This window comes from Mesorhizobium sp. B2-4-1 (assembly GCF_006442185.1).
GTDB lineage: Bacteria > Pseudomonadota > Alphaproteobacteria > Rhizobiales > Rhizobiaceae > Mesorhizobium.
Genome location: NZ_VFVN01000001.1, coordinates 350,010 through 368,070 on the forward strand (window position 1 = coordinate 350,010; position 18,061 = coordinate 368,070).

The following is an 18,061-nucleotide window of genomic DNA, read 5'->3' on the forward strand; positions in this document are numbered from 1 at the left end:
ACCGGGCTGGAGGTTCGTTTTACGCGTCGGACGGAACCCCACTTTCCTGGAATTGCCCTCTAAATCGCGATCTTGCCGCCGCCTTGCCTGGTAATGGCGACAACCGCCGGCCGCACCGGCATGTCCGGCTTGAAATCGGGCCAGCGCGTCGACGGATCCTCATAATAGGACGGGCGGCCGAACGCCTCCCAGTCCTCGCCGCCGTCGCCCGGATGCTGGACGGCGACGAAGGCGGTCTGATCGTCGGGCGCAAACAGCGGCCCGCACATTTCAGCGCCGATCGGCACGCGGAAGAACAGTTTTGACGTCGCGCGCGCCGGCCCTTCGGTGTCGACCGCCCACAGGCCGTCGGTGCGGCCGGTGGCCTTCGGGCCCTGGCCGTCGGTGGCGACCCACAGGCGCCCGGCTGAATCGACCGCGCAATTGTCGGGCATGCCGAACCAGCCATTGGCCGTGGTGGCGGTGGAGAAGGTGGCGCCGACATCGGCAACCGCCGGATCGCCGCATTTCAGGAGCACTTCCCATTTGCCCCTGGTGCCGGCGAAATCGCCGCCATCTTCCGATATCTCGATGATGTGGCCGAAGGCGTTGTCGGCGCGCGGGTTGGCGGCGTCGACCTGGTCGGCCTTGCGCTTGGAATTGTTGGTCAGCATGACATAGACCTTGCCGTTGACACGATTGGGCTGGATGTCCTCGGGGCGGTCCATCTTGGTGGCGCCGAGCAGGTCGGCGGCACGCCGCGTCTCGATCAACACGTCGGCCTGGCCGGCAAAGCCGTTCTCGGCCGTCAGCGGGCCCTGGCCGAAGACGATCGGCAGCCATTCCACCGTACCGTCCGCGGCGAATTTGGCGACATGCAGCGTGCCGTCATCGAGCAGGTTCATGTTGGCGGCGCGGTCGTCCGGATCGAAACGGCCCGCGGTGACGAATTTGTAGACGTACTCGAAGCGCTCGTCGTCGCCGAGATAGAAGACGACGCGGCCATCCTTGGCGACGATCGATTCGGCGCCTTCATGCTTGAAGCGGCCCATTGCGGTGCGCTTCCTGGGCGTGGATGTCGGATCGTTGACGTCGACCTCGACGATCCAGCCGAAACGGTTGGGCTCGTTCGGCTCCTTGGCGAGGTCGAAACGATCGTAATGCGCGCCCCATTCATAGGCGCCTTCCGGAATGCCGAGGCGCTTGTAGTTGGCGGCTTCCTTATGGCCTTCCGGCAGTTCACCGGAGAAATAGCCGTGGATGTTCTCCTCGGCCATGACATAGGTGCCCCAAGGCGTGACGCCGCCGGCGCAGTTGTTGAATGTGCCGATGACCTTGGTGCCGGATGGGTCGGCATTGGTCTTGACGCGGTCATGACCGGCGACCGGGCCCGACAGCGCCATTTCGGTGTTGGAGGTGATGCGGCGGTTCAACTTGCCGTCGCGCACCACCTGCCACTTGCCGCCTTCCTTGCGGATCTCGACGATGGTGCCGCCATGTGCCGCCATCTCGACATCGACCTGCTCCTTCGAGAGCGGCGCGAGTTCGGCCGCCTTCTTGCCGTCCTTCTCGACGATCTTGACGATGCCCGGGAACATCAGATGCGGATTGGTGTATTCGTGGTTGACGACCAGCAGGCCATGCTCGGCGGAGCCACCGATCCCGATATAGCCGACATAGTCATTGTTGTAGCCGAATTGTCTTGCCTGGGCCTCAGCCGACTGCCTGGCCGGGTCGAACTCCGGCGAATCGGCAAACAGCGGATCGCCCCAGCGCAACAGCACGTCGGCATCGTAGCCCGGCGCGACATGGTGCTTGTCGTCGATACCGGCTTCGAGTTCCTCGAACGAGAAGGCGGAGCCCTCGGCGGCACGCGCATCGTCGGCGGCCACGAGCGCCAGCGGGCTGACGGTGGCGGCAATGGCCGAGACGGCCAGCGAGCCCTTGAGGAAGGCGCGGCGGGAGAACCGCTCGGCAATGATTTCGCCCATGGTGCGGTTTTCGGTGGGGTTGGTCGCCGGACCGTCGTTTTCCTCAAGCAGGCTGGTGCGGAATCGGGCGTCGGGCGAGCGATGGTCGGTCATGGTCTGCCTCTGGCTGGATGGCTGGAGCGTGTCACGCGTTTCGACCCCTTATAGACGATCGGTCACACTTTCGTGACATTCGTGCACCCGCCAGCTTGACCGCGAACCTCGCGCCACATCCGGTTTAAAACTCGGACCAAGGTCCTAAACCGATCGGGGCGAAGGTCCGGATTGCCGCGGCATCGGTCGTGGGCCACTTACACGAACACGCCATGTCGCCGATGGTCGCGTACCTGCACGAGATGGCCTCTGAATTTTGCCGGTCCGATCAAGTGAGGGACTGATGCGCAGCTCGATCATGGCTCATTGTTGCTGGCTGGCCCTGAGAGCAGTGCCGGCACTGGCGCTGACCATAGCCCCCTATCACCTCGATTTTCACGGTTCCGCCGCAGGCATTGTCGCGTCCAGCGCCCAAGCCAAGCCTGGCGGGAACAGCGGCAATGGCGGTGGTAGCGGTAACGGCAATGGCGGCAATGGAAATAACGGCGGCGGCAACAATGGCAACGCCGGAGGCAACAATGGCAACGCCGGAGGCAACAATGGCAACGCTGGCGGCAACGGGAACAATGGCGCCGGCAACAACGGCAAGGGGAAGGGTGCCAACAGCTCCGGCAAGCATGTGAACGCAACAACCGGCGATCGTGTCGAAATAGACGACAACAAGATCGTGGTGCAGCACCCTAACGGCTTCGGGGAAGAGATCGAGAAGGGTCGCTTCAAAATGACCGACGCTCTGGGCCGCACGATCGTCGAGCGCCCTGCGACGGCGGCGGATATAAGCCGCCTCAAGGGGTTGTAGAGCGGGCAATAGGCATCGCCCGCTTTACGTGTCACCTCCGCCGCCCCCCGGCGGAGGTGACCTTGTCACTCCGGCCCCGTATAGGGGCCGTCTTTTTTGCCCTGGAGCGTTCCGCTGCTGCACCGCGCTTCAGGTTTTCATTTATGCGTGTCGTTATCCCAAACCGGGGATCCCTTGCGGCCGACCAGGATTAGCTGCCGGCCCGATCCCGCGCTTCGCGCATCAGCAGCGCCGCCTCGGTGCGATTGCGGACGTTGAGCTTGGACAGCACACCGGTCATGTGATGCTTGACCGTTTTTTCCTGCAGTGCCAGCCGCAGCGCCACTTCCTTGTTGCTCAGCCCTTCCGCCACCAGCTGCAGGATCTCGGCCTCGCGTCCGGTGAGCTGACGCAGGCGATCCGTCCTGCCGTTGGCCGGCTGCAGCGATTGCAGGTCCGAAAGCAGGCGAGCCGACAGGGTCGGCGACACATAGGTCTCGCCGGCCGCGACACCATGGAGGATTTCGGCCAGCATGCGCGAGCCGACCCCCTTCAGCACATAGCCGCGCACACCGGCATTCAGCGCCCGCGCCACGTCGGCATTGGCCTCCGAGACCGTCAGCATGACGATCTTCTGTCCGGGATTGGCACCCAGTATGCCGGCCACCGACGCAAGGCCGTCACCCGGCATGCTGATGTCGAGCAGCAGTATGTCGGGCTGCAAAGTCGAGGCGATGCGTTCGGCATCCTGCGCCGTGGCGCCCTGGGCCACCATTTCGAAGCCGCCGATCTCCGACAGGCTGCGGGTAACGCCTTCGCGAAACAGAGGGTGGTCGTCGACAATGGCGACACGGATGGTACCGATCATGGTTGATCCTCGACGGCTAGCGTAATCATCAATCGTGTTCCCTGCGGCCCGGTCGTGGTCTCGAACTGGCCACCAATGCTTTCGATACGCTCCCTGATGCCGGCGAGCCCCAGGCCTTCGGCCCGCCTCGGGTCGAATCCGGGCCCGCCATCCGACACTTCAACGAAGAACTTGCCGCCTGTCATCCCGGCCTTCACCTCCTGATCCTTGCCCTGCCCATGACGGTAGGCGTTGTTCAGCCCCTCCTGGACGAAGCGATAGATGCTGATCTTCTCCGAAGCGCCCAGTTCGGGCAACTGCCTGGATAGGGTCAGCGCCACGGAACTGCGGGTCCTGCGTTGATGCTCGTCGACGGCAAGACGCAGAATGTCGCCGGTCGCGGCCGTTTCTATCTGCGGCAGGACAAGGCCGTTGCAGATGCCGCGGATTTCACGCATCGCGTCGTCCAGCGCCATGCGGATCATGGCGATCTCGGCGTTGCGGCTGTCGCTGGAGGCACCCTCGCCGGAAATGGCGGGGCTATCCACACGCAGCGCCGCCAGCGCGACGAGCTGGGCCGGCCCGTCATGAAGGTCGGCACCGATGCGACGCAGGTATCGTTCATTGAGCGCCGTGGCACGGCGCGACGCCTGCTGGACGCGCAGGCGCAGCGCCCGGTTTTGCGAAACCAGCGCCTGCAGCTCGGAGACCTGACCCTGCAGAACGCCGCGCTGCTTGTCGATGGTGCGGCTGCCACGTATGACGATCCCCGACAACAGCAGCAGCGCCGTCAGCGTGGCGCCGGCCACGATCAGCCAGCTCGACAGCAAGGCGGAAGCCAGAGCCGCCTGGAAATCGTCGGCGATCTCGTAGAATTCGGTGACGGCGACCACCTCGCCCGACCAGGGTTCGCGGACTGGATTGTAGATTTCCAGCAGCGGCACGCCCGCGGCCCTCTCCTCCTTGTCGTCCTCGTCGCCTAGCTCGTTGAACTCGGCGACGACATTCCCGGCGAAGGCGGCACGCAGGTTGGCGCTCGGGCCGAACTGCCGGCCGATCAAGGCCGTGTCCTTCGAATACAGCACCGTGCCGTCCCGACGCCACAACTTGAAGGAAAACAGCCGTTTGCCGAGCGCGCCTTGGCCGAGGGTCTCGTCAAGCGCCCGTTTGACGGCGTCATCGAGCTGATGGTTCGTGCGCAGATCGGGGAGCAGCGGAGCGATCACACTGTCGACATAAAGGGCAGTCGTGGCCGCCGAATTGTGGAGCACGCTTTCGCGGATTTGCGCGGTGACCCAGAAGCCGACCACCAGCATCACCGCAAGCAGCCCGAAGCCGCCGGCAATGATGAACTGCAGCGCCAGCGTAAGCCCGTTCCAGCGCCGCGACAAGGTTTCGAGAAATCGCACGCCACGCTCCTCGCCCCCACCCGCAGGGGCAGGGTAGTGGCCGCGACTTTGGCGCTTCGGTCCTGCCGACACAAGAGCCTGGTCCCACGGCAGCTGCTTGACGTCCCGACGCGCTTGCGAAACAAGGCACGGACGACCGGCATCAATATCGAGGGCAGGGTGAGTTTTTCGGGGTTACTTCAGCTCGGTCTTTCGACCGTGATCTTTCTGCTGGCGGCGGCGGCCGCCAAGCAATGGGGGATGGCGCCCAGCCTGGGCAAGATCGTGCTGACGCTTGCGCTCTATTCGCTGGGCAACCTGATCATGCTGCGGCTGATTCGCGAGTTCGGCATGTCGGTGTCGTTCAGCCTGTCGGCCGTCATCCAGCTGGTATCGGTCAATCTGGTGGCCCTGATATTCTTCGGCGAGCGCATCAATACGCTGCAAGCGGCCGGCATCGTGCTGGCGATTGCCGCCGTGGCGCTGATCACGCTCGGGCCCTATGTGCAAGGGCGATGACCGGCAAACCATGGTTGCGAAACGAGGTCCGATGAGAACTGCGGCAAAGGCTCTGCTGAGCCGGGTCGAATTCCCGGTGCTGCTGGCCGGCCTTGTCGTCGCCGCCGGCCTGTGGGGCTTCGTGGAGTTGATGGAGGCGGCACGGGCCACCACGCCGCACGCCTTCGACGCTGAAATCATGCTTGCCTTCCGCCAGGCCGGCCAACCCGGTATCCCGATCGGCCCGCCATGGATGGAAGGGGCGATGCGCGACATCACCAGCCTCGGCAGCACCAGCGTGCTGGTGCTGATCACGGCGGCGACGATCATCTATCTGCTGTTGATCCGCAGGCCCGGGACCGCGCTTCTCATCTTCGTCGCCGTGGCGGGCGGCCAGATGCTGTCGAGCCTGCTGAAGCTCGGCGTCGACCGGCCGCGGCCCGAGCTCGTCTCGCATCTGGTCAACGAGACCTCGCTTTCCTTCCCGAGCGGCCACGCGATGCTTTCGGCGGTGACCTATCTCACATTGGGCTCGCTTGCGGCGCGCTTCCTGCAGGGCCGGACGACGAAGATCTATGTTCTGGCGCTCGCCGTGCTGACGACGGTGCTGGTCGGCATCAGCCGCATCTATCTCGGCGTCCACTGGCCGTCGGACGTGCTGGCCGGCTGGTGCGCGGGCTTTGCCTGGGCCATGCTGTGCTGGTTGGCGGCAAGGGTCCTGCAACGGCGCAGGGTGGTGCGTGACGACGTCTGACGACGCTCGACCGGGAAGCGGTCAGATCAGCCGGTTGATCAAGTGTCCGCAGCCCGTTAGCAGAAGGACCACCGATACCAGGCATGCCGATGTCGTCAATGTCTTGAAAATGGTCAACCACGTTATCCCCTGCCCCAGATGGAACACCATAGCTCTCAATGCTCGGGAAGTATCCGAAAAATGCTCGATAGCGATGATGATCAAGGCTCAAGCGTGCATGCTGATGCTTGAAACATCATAATGATCGTATTATACATCATATCCGCAGACTCAGACGGGGATCCCGGCCGATGATCACTGCCGCGCAGATGCGCGCCGCGAGGGCGCTGGCCGGCATCGATCAGAAGACGCTCGCCGAGCGCGCCGGCGTTTCGCTTCCCACCATCCAGCGCATGGAAGCGAGCGACGGCGTGGTCAGGGGTGTGGTCGATACGCTGATGAAGGTCATCCAGGCCCTCGACGAGGCCGGGGTGGAGCTGATCGGCGAGAATCAACCCAGTGAGCGCGGCGGCCGGGGCGTGCGCCTCAAGCCTGCCGTGCCGCCCAATCCGAAAGCTGAGCCGGCATAAGTCGCGACGGCGACCGCCGACAGTCCTGCCGACGATCCCGCCGCCTTTCAGGTGCGGAAGCAGTCCATGGACGAGATCGGGCAGACACTCAACGAAACCGCGCGCAAACCGACCCATGGGCCGGCAAAGCCGACTTTTTCCGAACTGTTCACACCGAAACTGGTGACGGTCTGGCGCGAAGGCTACAGGCTCGAACATCTCAGGGCCGATGCCATTGCCGGGCTGACCGTCGCCATCGTCGCCTTGCCGCTGTCGATGGCAATCGCCATCGCATCAGGGGTGACGCCGGAGCGCGGGCTCTACACATCGATCATCGGCGGCTTCATCATCTCGGCGTTCGGCGGCAGCCGTTTCCAGATCGGCGGCCCCGCGGGCGCCTTCATCGTGCTGGTGGCGGCGACGGTCGCGCGGGTCGGCGTGGACGGGCTGTTGCTGGCGACGATGATGGCCGGCATCTTCCTCATCGCCATCGGCTATCTGCGGCTCGGCACCTACATAAAGTTCATTCCCTATCCGGTGACGGTCGGCTTTACCGCCGGTATCGCCGTCATCATCTTCTCGGGCCAGATCGTCGAACTGTTCGGGCTGAAGCTCGCCGGCAAGGAGCCAGGCCCGCTGGTGCCGAAGCTGACCGCGATCGGCGAGGCGGCCGGCACGATCAATCTCGCGGCGACCTTCGTGGCGGTGCTGACAATCGCAACCATCGCTTTCCTGAAGCGCTGGCGGCCGAAATGGCCGGCGATGTTGATCGCCATCGGTCTGGCGTCGCTCGCGGTGGCGCTGTTTGCGCTGCCGGCCGAGACGATCGGCACGCGCTTTGGCGGGATCCCGCGCAGCCTGCAATGGCCGGCGCTTCCCCCCGTCAGCCTCGACAGGATGATCGACGTGCTGCCGGACGCCATCGCCTTCGCGTTGCTAGGCGCCATCGAATCCTTGCTGTCGGCCGTCGTCGCCGACGGCATGACCGGCCGCCGGCACCGTTCCAACTGCGAACTGGTGGCGCAAGGCTTCGCCAACATCGCCTCGGCCCTGTTCGGCGGCATCTGCACCACCGGCACCATTGCCCGTACCGCCACCAATGTGCGGGCCGGCGCGCACGGGCCGGTTTCGGGCATGATCCACTCCATGATCCTGCTCGTCCTGATGCTGGCGGCAGCGCCGCTCGCCAGCTACATCCCGCTCTCCGCCCTCGCCGGCGTGCTGGCGGTGGTGTGCTGGAACATGTTCGAGAAGCAGGCTTTCGCCACGCTGCTGCGCGCCTCGCGCGGCGATGCGCTGGTGCTGATGGCCACCTTCCTGATCGTGGTCTTCCGCGACTTGACCGAAGGCATCGTTGTCGGATTCGCGCTGGGCTCGATCCTGTTCATCGACCGCATGGCGAAATCCATCGCCGTCGAGGCCGACCAGACGCTGGTGCCTGAGGACGTCGCCGACCGCGAGAGCGTCTATGATTCCAGGGACGCGACCGACGCCGACACCGTCGTCTACCGCATCTCCGGCGCATTCTTCTTCGGCGCCGCTTCGACCGTCGGCGCGGTGCTCGACCGCATCGCCGACCAGCGCAAGAACTTCATCCTCGACTGCTCGGCGGTGCCGTTCTTCGACTCGACCGCGGCCAATGTCATCGAGGGTGCGGCGCACAAGGCCAGGCGCGCCGGCGTGCGCTTTGTCATATCTGGCGCTTCGCCGCAGACAAGACGCACGCTGATCAACCACGGCCTCAAGCGCCCGCTGGTGACCTACGCCGCCTCGATCCGGGCAGCGCAGGCGCAGTTGGAGGGAAAAAGGGCAGCGCAGTAGCTTGCATTCTTCTTCCTTTCAACGCGCCGGGAAGCACCTCTCATGGGTTGAGCGATCGTGAACCGCTGACAAACGGACTTCCCCGGACGTAAAATCGCAGCAGGCGGTCGGCATCCTTCGAAATGCCGATCCGAACGCTCTGCCCGATTTCGCCGGGGTCGCGGCCATCGCTTGCAAGCCATAGAGGGCCTTCCCGGCAAAGATCGAGCCCGTCGAGCGAACGGTCGATCCGCAACGCCATGGCGAGCCTTCCCGGTCCTCGCGCCAGGTCACGCAGGCGCTCGATGCCGCGATTGAGCTGCATGATCGGAATGCCGTCGAGCGGCTCCAATGCCCTGATCAGGACGCCGGTTCCGATGCCGGGCATCTCGCTCGAGACATTCAGCATGTATGAGATGCCGTAGGCGAGATAGACATAGGCATGCCCGCGCTCGAGGAACAGCGAGCGATTGCGCGGGGTCATTCCCCTGAAGCCGTGCCCGGCAGCATCGCCGGCGACATACGCCTCGGTCTCGACGATGCGGCCGCTGGCAATGCCTTCGGGCAATTCCCGGACCACGATCTTGCCGATGAGATAGCGCGCGAGAGCGGCCGTATCGTGCGGCAGTTCCGAACGAGCGAGCGGGCGGCGGACGACCATCCTCATGGCGGCTGGTTTTAGATCCGCCCGGCCCATGTGGCAAAGGCTCTCGTGCGGCCGGCTCCGAAAATCTTCTCAATCCAGCTTCAGCGCCGCGACTTCGCCCTCGTTCATCAGCGGGATATAGAGGATCGACTTGCCGTCGGTACCGATGCCGGTGCGCGAATGAAGGGCCAGCCCCTCCCGGCGAGCCATACACGGCCAATGCCGGCATGACCGGCGATGAATGCCGTTGCGTCACCTCGCCGCCAATTCCTCCGCGGGCGGAGCGCCGGCAAGATCGTCGCGCGCCTTGCGGGCCAGCTTCTTCGTCGAGCGCCTGGGACTGTCGCCGAACAGTTCGGCCGCCTCGGCAAGGCAGGACTTCCTCAGGCTCTTTTCGGAATGCTTCAGGAGTTTGCGAAGGAGTTTCGTATCCCCGGGCGGCCCAAGCGGCTCGCCGCCGGCCTCCAGCATCGCGCGCATGACGAAGACGTCGTGCAGTTCGCCGAGTTGCTCTGCGAGCTTGTCGACCGCCTTGCGACGAGCCTTGATTGGCGTCGGCCACAGGCGGCCGAGCAGCGACAGATGCATGCTGTGGGTCTTGGCCGCCTTGCGCAGGTCGTGGAAATCCTCGGCCCCGCCGCTCGAGGCCGCCTTGTCCAGTGCTTTGCGCGCGCGCCGCAATGTGGCGCGGGCGCCCTCCGCCAGAATGTCGGCGGCCTGCTCCGGCTGGTCCGGCAAGGACAGCCTGTCGACGCGTTCGAGGCCCTCCTGGCAGGCGGCGATGGCAGCTTTTATGGCCGCATCGAGACCGGCGCCGGCATGAAGCGCGTGCTGGCGCATCACCAGGCGATCGCGGGCGGGGCCAAGGCCGTCACCGGCGCTTTGCCCCGGAAAGGCGCCGGCCAGGCGGTCGATCGTCTCGATCAAGGCGGTCGCCTCGCGCGGTCCGGCGAGCAATGCCGAGACCTGCCTGTAGCACTCGTTCTCCGTGCGGCAGAATGTTTCGTTTCCGGAACGAACGAGGTGTAACAAGGCGCGTACGCTCTTCAGTCGTTTGCGGGATTTGTGCAGTCCCTGTTCCGGCCTGTCATGCGCCGTGTCGAGATGAGCAAGCGCCTTGCCGATTTCCTCGGCCAGGATACGCCTGACCTCGCCGGTCAGCGGCAGGCGCGGATCGATGCGAAAGCTCATGCGGCGATCTCCGGAATCCCCCCGAGGGCGAGCGACGCGTTGTAGAATTTCTGTTCGCCAGTCACTTCGCGGCCGAGCCAGTCTGGCAGCATTTCATCCGGAACATCGTCCGGCGTTTCGAGTTCGGCCATCACAAGCCCCGCCAGCGCGCCGCCGAAGACATCGACTTCGTAGAGATAGCCGCCATGCCTAACATGATGACGTGTCTTCTCGATGACACGCCCGATGGCGAAGCCGAGCATCTCCACGGCGTCGGCCAGCGGAATGGGATATTCGAATTCGTCGCGCTCGCGCGCCGTGCTGCCGAATTTGAGCGTCAACCTGGCCGAGGCGCCGTTGCTGATGCGCACGCGCACCGTGCGTCCTGGCGCGGCGGCGAGATAGAACTGGAGGATGCGGATGTCCGCCTCGACCAGATCCCGCCATGCCGTGCCGGAGACCAGGAACTTGCGCTCGACTTCCTTGCCCATGGCCGCGCACTAAAGCCCGCGCGGGCCGGCATGGCAAGCCATGTCCGAACTCGGATTTGACTTTAATCAATCGATTGATTAAAGTATGCCACATGATCAAGCCGCCCGAAGCCCGAACTCCTCGCCGTGAGCCGCCCGCTGCGGAGATGACGCGTGAAGCGCTGGTCCGCGCGGCGCTCAAGCTGTTCGGACGACAAGGCTTCGACGGCACCTCCACGCGCGAGATCGCGGCGGAGGCCAAGGCCAATATCGGTTCCATCGCCTATCACTTCGGCAGCAAGGAGGGGCTGCGCCTCGCCGCCGCCGACCATATCGTGGACACCATACAATCGGTCGCCGGCCAGGCACTCGGCGAGACGCGGGCGCCGGCAATCGCGAACCCCGAGACGGCGCGGGCACAGCTGTTCGCGGCGCTGGAGCGGATGGTGGCATTCGTCGTGGCCCAGCCGCAAGCCGGTGAGATCGTGCAGTTCGTGCTGCGCGAGCTCTCGCATCCGACCGCGGCGCTCGACCGCATCTATGACGGCGTGTTCGAGCCGACGCATCGGCGCCTGTGCCTGCTCTGGGAACAGGCGACCGGCGAGGCGGCCGAGAGCGAGGCGACCCGGCTCACCGTGTTCACGCTGATCGGACAGGTCATCTATTTCCGCATCGGCCGCGAGGCGGTCATGCGCCGCATGGGCTGGCGCGAGATCGGCGCCGCCGAGGCCGCCAAGGTGGCGGCCGTCACATCGGACAACCTCAGCGCCATACTGGCCGCCCGGAAGGGATCGAGACGATGAGCTTTCTTTGTTCGCTGCCGCTTGCCGCTCAACTCTTCGGCGCCTGCGCACCGGCTTCTCCGCTGGCCGTCGGCTATGTCGAAGGCGACTATGTGCTGCTGGCGCCGATCGAGGTGGCGCAGGTCGAGACCGTCGCGGTCAAGCGCGGCGATCGCGTCACATCGGGCACCACGATCGTGACGCTGGAAAACGCCGACGCGAAAATCGCGGTCGCACAGGCCACGGCAAGTCTCGCCCAGGCGCAGGCGCAGCTTGCCGATCTGCAGGTAGGCAAGCGGCCGGAAGAAATCGCCGCCCTCAAGGCCCAGGTCGACATGGCCAAGGCGCAGGCTGACGATGCCAGACGCAAATACGACCGCGCTGCCGACCTCTTCAAGCGCGGCACCGGCACGCAGGCCGACTACGACACCGCCTCGGCCACGCTGGAGACGGCCAACGCGCAGGTCGGACAGGCGCAGGCCAATCTCGCCGCCGGCGGCCTGCCGGCGCGTCCCGAGACGATCAAGGCCGCCGAAAGTCAGGTCAAGCAGGCACAGGCCGCGCTCGACCAAGCGGCGTGGCGGCTATCCAAGCGCACCCTGGCGGCCCCTTCTCCGGGCCGCGTCAGCGACGTCATTCGCAATCCGGGCGACACGGCAGGGCCGACCGCGCCCGTCATCTCCGTGCTGCCCGACGGCGCGGTGAAGCTCAGCGTCTATATACCCGAAGCCGCCTTCTCCTCGGTCAAGGTCGGCACTTTGCTCCGCGTCCATTGCGACGGTTGCGGCCCGGATGTGAAGGCGCGCGTCAGCTATGTCTCGCCCGATCCGGAATTCACTCCGCCGGTGATCTATTCGCTGGAGAACCGGCAGAAGCTGGTCTACCTCGTCGAGGCGCGGCCGGAGGGCGGCGCCGGCGCCTTGCAGCCGGGCCAGATCGTCGACGTCGAGCTGGCGGTTTCAGGAAAATGAACGTCATCGACGTGCACGGCCTGGTCAAGCGCTTCGGCGACAAAACCGTCGTCGACCATGTCACGATGACGGTGGCGGAAGGCGAGATCGTCGGCTTCCTCGGCCCCAACGGCTCGGGCAAGACCACCACCATCCGCATCATGTGCGGCCTGCTGACCCCGGACGAGGGCGAAGGCACGGTGCTGGGTTTCGACATCCTCACCGACAGCCTGCGCATCAAGCGCGAGGTCGGCTACATGACGCAGAAATTCTCGTTCTACGAGGATCTGACGATCGGCGAGAACCTCGAATTCGTGGCGCGGCTCTACCGGCTGAAGCCGGTCGAGGAGCATGTCGCCAGGACCCTGGAGGAGCTCGGCCTGACGACACGCCGCAACCAGCTCGCCGGTACGCTATCGGGCGGCTGGAAGCAGCGGCTGGCGCTGGCCGCCTGCATCATGCACAAGCCCAAGCTGCTTCTGCTCGACGAGCCGACGGCCGGCGTCGACCCCAAGGCGCGGCGCGAGTTCTGGGACGAGATCCACCGGCTGGCGAGCGGCGGGCTGACCGTGCTGGTCTCCACCCACTACATGGACGAGGCCGAGCGCTGCCATCGCATCAGCTATATCTCCTACGGCAAGATGCTGGCGACGGGCACCGTCGCCGAGGTGGTCAGGAATGCCGGCCTGACCACTTTCGTCCTGCAGGGCCCGCGCCTCGACCAGGTGGCGCAAGCGCTCGAAGGCCGGCCGGGCGTCGACCAGGTGGCGCCGTTCGGCGCGACGCTGCATGTCGTGGGAGCCGACAGGAAGAAGCTGGAGACGGCGCTGGCCGATGTCGAGAAGGAACACAAGGGCGTGACGGTTGCGCCGGGCGAAACCAGCCTTGAGGACGTCTTCATCCAGTTCATGTCCGGCTCGAAGGACAACATGGCATGAACGCGGTCTTCTCCTTAGCCCGGCTCGGCGCGCTGCTGATCAAGGAGTTCATCCAGATGCGCCGCGACCGCATCACCTTCGCCATGATGCTGGGCGTGCCGCTGATCCAGCTGGTGCTGTTCGGCTACGCCATCAACAACGACCCGAAGAGCCTGCCGGCGGCACTCGTGGCGACGAGCAGCGATCCCTATACGCGCGCCATGGTCTCGGCGCTGCAGACCACCGGCTACTACCGTTTCGACCATGTGGCGCAAAGTGCCGAGGAGGCCGAATTCCTGATGGCGCGCGGCGACGTCGCCTTCGTCGTCACCATTCCGGCCGATTTCGCGCGGCGGGTGGAGCGCGGCGACAATCCGCAGATCCTGATCGAGGCCGACGCCACCGACCCGGCGGTTGCCAGCGGCGCCATCTCGACGCTCAGCACCGTCGCCGGCCAGGCGCTGCTCAGAGCGCAAGGCATGCAGGAGGCCGCCGCCGAGGCCGCCCGGGGCCAGCTCGATGTGGTCGTGCACCGGCGCTACAATCCGGAGGGCATCTCGCAATACAACATCGTCCCCGGCCTGCTCGGCGTCATCCTGCAGATGACGATGGTGATGATGACCTCGATCGCGCTGACGCGCGAGACAGAGCGCGGCACGATGGAGAACCTGCTCGCCATGCCGTCCAGCCCGCTCGAGATCATGCTGGGCAAGGTGCTGCCCTATCTGGCGGTCGGCGCGGTTCAGGTCGTGGTGGTGCTGGCGGCGTCGAAGCTTCTGTTCGCCATCCCCTTCACGGGGTCGATGACGCTGCTCTTGTCGGCGGTGCTGGTGTTCGTGCTGTCCCTGGTGCTGCTCGGCTACACGATCTCGACCGTCGCGCGCACGCAGATGCAGGCCTTGCAGCTCACCTTCTTCTTCTTCCTGCCGTCGATCATGCTTTCGGGTTTCATGTTTCCCTATCGCGGCATGCCGGGCTGGGCGCAGATCTTTGGCGAGATCTTTCCCCTGACGCATTTCCTGCGCATTACCCGTGCCGTCATGCTGAAGGGCGCGCAGCTGCCGGCGGTGGCCGTGGAGATCGGCTGGCTGATGGTGTTCGTGGCGCTGTTTGCCGGCGTCGCCCTGGTCCGCTTCCGCCGCACGCTGGACTGAAAACAGCCGCTGGGGCGGTCCAGGGTTCCATCGAGCCCTGGACCCTCCCGTTGGAACCATGCTTCTGCCCCGGCGTTGTCGATCAGCCTCGCCGCTGCCACTTGCGGGCCAAGACGGCCCCCTCAGTGCAAGCGAAGCCTTTGGCATCTCGAGTCCGGCCGCATCATCTGGCGGGGTGCGGAATGCCACCAAAACAACGAGATAGAGCCGAGACTTGCAACTGTATTGCGCTCTATCGACCAGCAATGGAGGCAATGATGAGACTGTATCTTTCCGCCACCGCGGCCGGGCTTCTGCTAGCCGCCGGCATCGGTGCCGCCGCTGCTCAGGACGTGATCATCGAGCCGCAGCAGGAGACCGTTATCCGCGAATATGTGCACAAGAAGCCGATCGCCTCGGTCGACCTGCTGGGCGTCCAGCTGGCCATCGGCTCGACCTTGCCGGACACTGTTGAGCTGCATGCGATCGATGTTCCTGATGTGCAGTACCGCTATGTCGTCGTCAACGGTCAGACCGTCCTCGTCGATCCCGGAACCCGTCGCATCGTGAAAGTCATCGACTGACGTCACCGTCATCAGCTGACGGGCACTGGGCAATTCCAGGAAAAGTGCGCAGCGGTTTCCATCCGGAATTGCGAAACAAGGCTGCCCGCCCTGCCATGCAGGGCGGGCGTCAAGCGGCAGCAGCCATGATCTTGGCATAGGCGTCGAAATCGACATTGCCGCCAGACAGCACCACGGCCACGCATTTGCCGGCCAAGTCGATCCTGCCCGACGAGAGCGCGGCGAGCCCGACGCAGCCGCCGGGCTCCACGACGAGCTTGAGATGGGCCATGGCGTCGCGCATGGCCTGCTTCGTCGCCTCCTCCGAGACGGCAATCCCGCCGGCCAGCGTTCTGCGATTGATCTCGAAAGTGAGCGCGCCCGGCTCGGCGACGAGAAGTGAATCGCAGATCGAGGTGTGGCCGGGCTCATTCGCTACCCTGGTGCCCTTGGCCAGCGACCGGCTGGTGTCGTCGAAAAATTCCGGCTCTGCCGCCCAGACGGCGGTGGCGGGCGAACCGTCCTTGACCGCGATCGAAATCCCGCTGCTCAGCCCGCCGCCGCCACAGGGAACGATGACGGCGTCGAGGCTCACGCCAAGCGCCTTGGCCTGACGCAGCAGTTCGAGGCCGATCGTGCCCTGGCCGGCGATGATGGCGGGATCGTCATAGGGCGGCACCAGGACCATGCCCTTCTCCACGTAAGGCCGCACCACGGCCACGCGGTCTTCGCGGACGCGATCGAAGGCGACCACTTCGGCGCCCATCTTGCGGACATTGCCGATCTTCATGGCCGGTGCGTCCGACGGCATGGCGATGACCGCCCTGACGCCGAACATGGCGGCGGAAGCGGCAACGCCTTGCGCATGATTGCCCGAGGAAAAGGCGACCACGCCGCGGCCACGCTCCTCGGCCGATAGCGAGGACAGCTTGTTGTAGGCGCCGCGGAACTTGAACGAGCCGGTACGCTGCAGCGTTTCCGGCTTGAACAGGATGCGGCCGCCGAAGCGGCTGTTGAGCTCGGGCGATTCGATCAGCGGCGTCTCGACGATAAGGCCGGAGAGCCGGGCGGCGGCGGCGTGGATATCGGCGATGCCGGGAGGCGTGGTCATGGCGGGTCCTGTAAGATGTGGTCCGGCCATGGTGCACGCAAAGGGCCGCGCGAGGCCAACAAAAAAATGTAACCGTCACAAGGTTTGGGATCACGACGGCCGGCAGTGCTGGCAGTCACCTGCCTGCCGGTCCGTCCAGTTCAACCCTCACCCCAACAACGTCCGCTGCCGCTTGTTGCCGCCGGCCTTGCGCCAGGCGTTGAAGCGATGGGTGGCGGCGGCAAAGGAAATCTTCATCTGCTGGGAGACCGAATAGCGCGACTTGCCTTCGTCGAACATGCGGTAGCAGCACTCGACGCCTTCCTCGGTCAGCTTGCCGTCGAGGGTCTTGTTGTGCGGGTTGGCGGGATCGAACTTCTCGATCTGCTGCTCGACCAGACCTTTCAGGCGCTGCAGATCGGCCTCGATGCTGGCTATGAGGTCGAGGACGGGTTTCGGGTCGAAGTGATGGGCGTGCGGCTTTGCAGTCATCGGCGGCTTCCTCGGTTGTTGGCTTGAGTTCCGTCATATAAGTGAACATTTGCCGATAATGAAGAGCCGGCGCCGAATGGCGGCTTCAACAAATCTTGACCACTGCCCAGGCGCACGATTGACCGATGCGGCAGCAAACTTTAGTTTAGAACAATTCTAAACTAGGGTGATTTCCTCATGCTTTCCCGTGTTTTCGGCTTCGGCCGCCGCTCCTTCGATTCGCTCTCCGAACAGGAGATCCTGGCGCTTGCCATCTCGTCGGAAGAAGACGACGGTCGCATCTATCGCGCCTATGCGGATGGGCTGGCGGAGGATTTTCCGCAATCGGCCAAAATGTTCGAGGACATGGCCGAGGAGGAGGACGGTCATCGCGACGCGCTGATCGAGCTTTTCCGCAGGCGTTTCGGGGAGCGCATTCCGCTGATCCGGCGCGAGCATGTGAAGGGCTATTACGAGCGCAAGCCCGACTGGCTGGTCAAGCCGCTCGGCATCGAGCAGGTACGCCGCCAGGCCGAGGCGATGGAGCGGCAGGCCTATCTGTTCTATGTCGAGGCGGCCAGGCGCACCACCGATGCCTCAACCAGAAAGCTGCTCGACGAACTGGCGGCGGCGGAACAGAGCCATGAGAGCATGGCGCAGCGGCTGGAGCAGCAGCACGTGCCGGGCACCGTGAAGGTCGAGGAGGCGACGGCCGAGCAGCGCCAGTTCATCCTCACCTATGTGCAGCCGGGACTGGCCGGACTGATGGACGGCTCGGTATCGACGCTGGCGCCGATCTTCGCCGCCGCCTTTGCCACGCATGACACGTGGCAGACGCTTCTCGTCGGTCTCGCCGCCTCGATCGGCGCCGGCATCTCGATGGGCTTCACCGAGGTCGCCTCCGACGACGGCAAGCTGTCGGGTCGGGGTTCGCCGGTCAAGCGCGGCCTGACCGTGGGCATCATGACGACGCTCGGCGGCCTCGGCCATGCGCTGCCCTACCTAATCCCGCATTTCTGGACGGCGACCGCGGTTGCCGCCGTGGTGGTGTTCTTCGAACTCTGGGCGATCGCCTTCGTCCAGAACCGCTACATGCAGACACCCTTCCTGCGCGCCGCCTTCCAGGTGGTGCTCGGCGGCGCGCTGGTGTTCGCGGCGGGCGTGCTGATCGGGAACGCATAGGGTTCTTCCTT

At 65.0% G+C, this 18,061-nt stretch carries 19 protein-coding genes; 11 read left to right on the forward strand and 8 right to left on the reverse strand.

The window, feature by feature from the left end:
• Window positions 1-59: 59 nt before the first annotated feature.
• Complete coding sequence (locus FJ949_RS01760) at window positions 60-2,063, reverse strand: PhoX family phosphatase (protein ID WP_140491747.1); 2,004 nt, start codon at window positions 2,061-2,063, stop codon at window positions 60-62.
• A gap of 283 nt (window positions 2,064-2,346) precedes the next feature.
• Between FJ949_RS01760 and FJ949_RS01765 the strand changes: the two genes are divergently transcribed.
• Window positions 2,347-2,862, forward strand: a complete 516-nt coding sequence (locus FJ949_RS01765) for a hypothetical protein (RefSeq protein WP_140491749.1) — start codon at window positions 2,347-2,349, stop codon at window positions 2,860-2,862.
• A gap of 190 nt (window positions 2,863-3,052) precedes the next feature.
• Here the strand turns inward: FJ949_RS01765 and FJ949_RS01770 are convergent, their stop codons facing one another.
• Window positions 3,053-3,709 carry a response regulator transcription factor gene (locus FJ949_RS01770; protein ID WP_140491751.1) on the reverse strand — a complete coding sequence of 219 codons (657 nt, stop codon included), beginning with the start codon at window positions 3,707-3,709 and terminating at the stop codon, window positions 3,053-3,055.
• Window positions 3,706-5,097 carry a sensor histidine kinase gene (locus FJ949_RS01775; RefSeq protein ID WP_140491753.1) on the reverse strand — a complete coding sequence of 464 codons (1,392 nt, stop codon included), beginning with the start codon at window positions 5,095-5,097 and terminating at the stop codon, window positions 3,706-3,708. Before FJ949_RS01775 ends, FJ949_RS01770 begins: the two co-directional genes overlap by 4 nt.
• A gap of 159 nt (window positions 5,098-5,256) precedes the next feature.
• Between FJ949_RS01775 and FJ949_RS01780 the strand changes: the two genes are divergently transcribed.
• From FJ949_RS01780 to FJ949_RS01795, 4 genes are all read left to right on the forward strand, one after another.
• Window positions 5,257-5,595, forward strand: a complete 339-nt coding sequence (locus FJ949_RS01780; RefSeq protein ID WP_140493450.1) for a hypothetical protein — start codon at window positions 5,257-5,259, stop codon at window positions 5,593-5,595.
• A 31-nt stretch (window positions 5,596-5,626) separates the two neighbouring features.
• Complete coding sequence (locus FJ949_RS01785; protein WP_140491755.1) at window positions 5,627-6,328, forward strand: phosphatase PAP2 family protein; 702 nt, start codon at window positions 5,627-5,629, stop codon at window positions 6,326-6,328.
• 290 nt (window positions 6,329-6,618) lie between these two features.
• The gene (locus tag FJ949_RS01790) at window positions 6,619-6,897 is read left to right on the forward strand and encodes a helix-turn-helix transcriptional regulator (RefSeq protein WP_140491757.1); all 279 of its coding nucleotides are present in this window, start codon (window positions 6,619-6,621) and stop codon (window positions 6,895-6,897) included.
• A gap of 66 nt (window positions 6,898-6,963) precedes the next feature.
• Window positions 6,964-8,697, forward strand: coding sequence for a SulP family inorganic anion transporter (locus tag FJ949_RS01795; RefSeq protein WP_140491759.1), 1,734 nt, complete (start codon window positions 6,964-6,966; stop codon window positions 8,695-8,697).
• A gap of 40 nt (window positions 8,698-8,737) precedes the next feature.
• Here the strand turns inward: FJ949_RS01795 and FJ949_RS01800 are convergent, their stop codons facing one another.
• The 3 genes from FJ949_RS01800 to FJ949_RS01810 all read right to left on the reverse strand — a co-directional run bounded on the left by FJ949_RS01800 (window position 8,738) and on the right by FJ949_RS01810 (window position 10,983).
• Window positions 8,738-9,337 (reverse strand): DNA-3-methyladenine glycosylase, encoded by a 600-nt coding sequence (locus FJ949_RS01800; RefSeq protein ID WP_140493453.1) that lies wholly within the window; start codon window positions 9,335-9,337, stop codon window positions 8,738-8,740.
• A gap of 237 nt (window positions 9,338-9,574) precedes the next feature.
• Window positions 9,575-10,513, reverse strand: coding sequence for a CHAD domain-containing protein (locus FJ949_RS01805; protein ID WP_140491761.1), 939 nt, complete (start codon window positions 10,511-10,513; stop codon window positions 9,575-9,577).
• Window positions 10,510-10,983 (reverse strand): CYTH domain-containing protein, encoded by a 474-nt coding sequence (locus FJ949_RS01810; protein ID WP_140491763.1) that lies wholly within the window; start codon window positions 10,981-10,983, stop codon window positions 10,510-10,512. The genes FJ949_RS01805 and FJ949_RS01810 overlap by 4 nt, the downstream gene beginning before the upstream one ends.
• 92 nt (window positions 10,984-11,075) lie before the next feature.
• Between FJ949_RS01810 and FJ949_RS01815 the strand changes: the two genes are divergently transcribed.
• The 5 genes from FJ949_RS01815 to FJ949_RS01835 all read left to right on the forward strand — a co-directional run bounded on the left by FJ949_RS01815 (window position 11,076) and on the right by FJ949_RS01835 (window position 15,328).
• Entirely contained in the window at window positions 11,076-11,765 is a 690-nt protein-coding gene (locus FJ949_RS01815; RefSeq protein WP_140491765.1) for a CerR family C-terminal domain-containing protein, read from the forward strand.
• Entirely contained in the window at window positions 11,762-12,715 is a 954-nt protein-coding gene (locus FJ949_RS01820; protein WP_140491767.1) for an HlyD family efflux transporter periplasmic adaptor subunit, read from the forward strand. Before FJ949_RS01815 ends, FJ949_RS01820 begins: the two co-directional genes overlap by 4 nt.
• Window positions 12,712-13,632, forward strand: coding sequence for an ABC transporter ATP-binding protein (locus FJ949_RS01825; protein ID WP_140491769.1), 921 nt, complete (start codon window positions 12,712-12,714; stop codon window positions 13,630-13,632). Before FJ949_RS01820 ends, FJ949_RS01825 begins: the two co-directional genes overlap by 4 nt.
• The gene (locus tag FJ949_RS01830; RefSeq protein WP_140491771.1) at window positions 13,629-14,765 is read left to right on the forward strand and encodes an ABC transporter permease; all 1,137 of its coding nucleotides are present in this window, start codon (window positions 13,629-13,631) and stop codon (window positions 14,763-14,765) included. Before FJ949_RS01825 ends, FJ949_RS01830 begins: the two co-directional genes overlap by 4 nt.
• Before the next feature lie 257 nt (window positions 14,766-15,022).
• Window positions 15,023-15,328 (forward strand): DUF1236 domain-containing protein, encoded by a 306-nt coding sequence (locus FJ949_RS01835; protein ID WP_140491773.1) that lies wholly within the window; start codon window positions 15,023-15,025, stop codon window positions 15,326-15,328.
• Window positions 15,329-15,437: 109 nt separating this feature from the next.
• On the opposite strand, the gene FJ949_RS01840 is transcribed toward FJ949_RS01835, so the two are convergent.
• Entirely contained in the window at window positions 15,438-16,418 is a 981-nt protein-coding gene (locus FJ949_RS01840) for a threonine/serine dehydratase (protein ID WP_140491775.1), read from the reverse strand.
• A gap of 147 nt (window positions 16,419-16,565) precedes the next feature.
• Window positions 16,566-16,889: a hypothetical protein gene (locus tag FJ949_RS01845; protein ID WP_140491777.1), complete on the reverse strand. Its 324-nt coding sequence runs from the start codon at window positions 16,887-16,889 to the stop codon at window positions 16,566-16,568.
• A 177-nt stretch (window positions 16,890-17,066) separates the two neighbouring features.
• Between FJ949_RS01845 and mbfA the strand changes: the two genes are divergently transcribed.
• Entirely contained in the window at window positions 17,067-18,050 is a 984-nt protein-coding gene (gene mbfA, locus FJ949_RS01850; RefSeq protein WP_140491779.1) for an iron exporter MbfA, read from the forward strand.
• The last annotated feature ends 11 nt before the right edge of the window (window positions 18,051-18,061 follow it).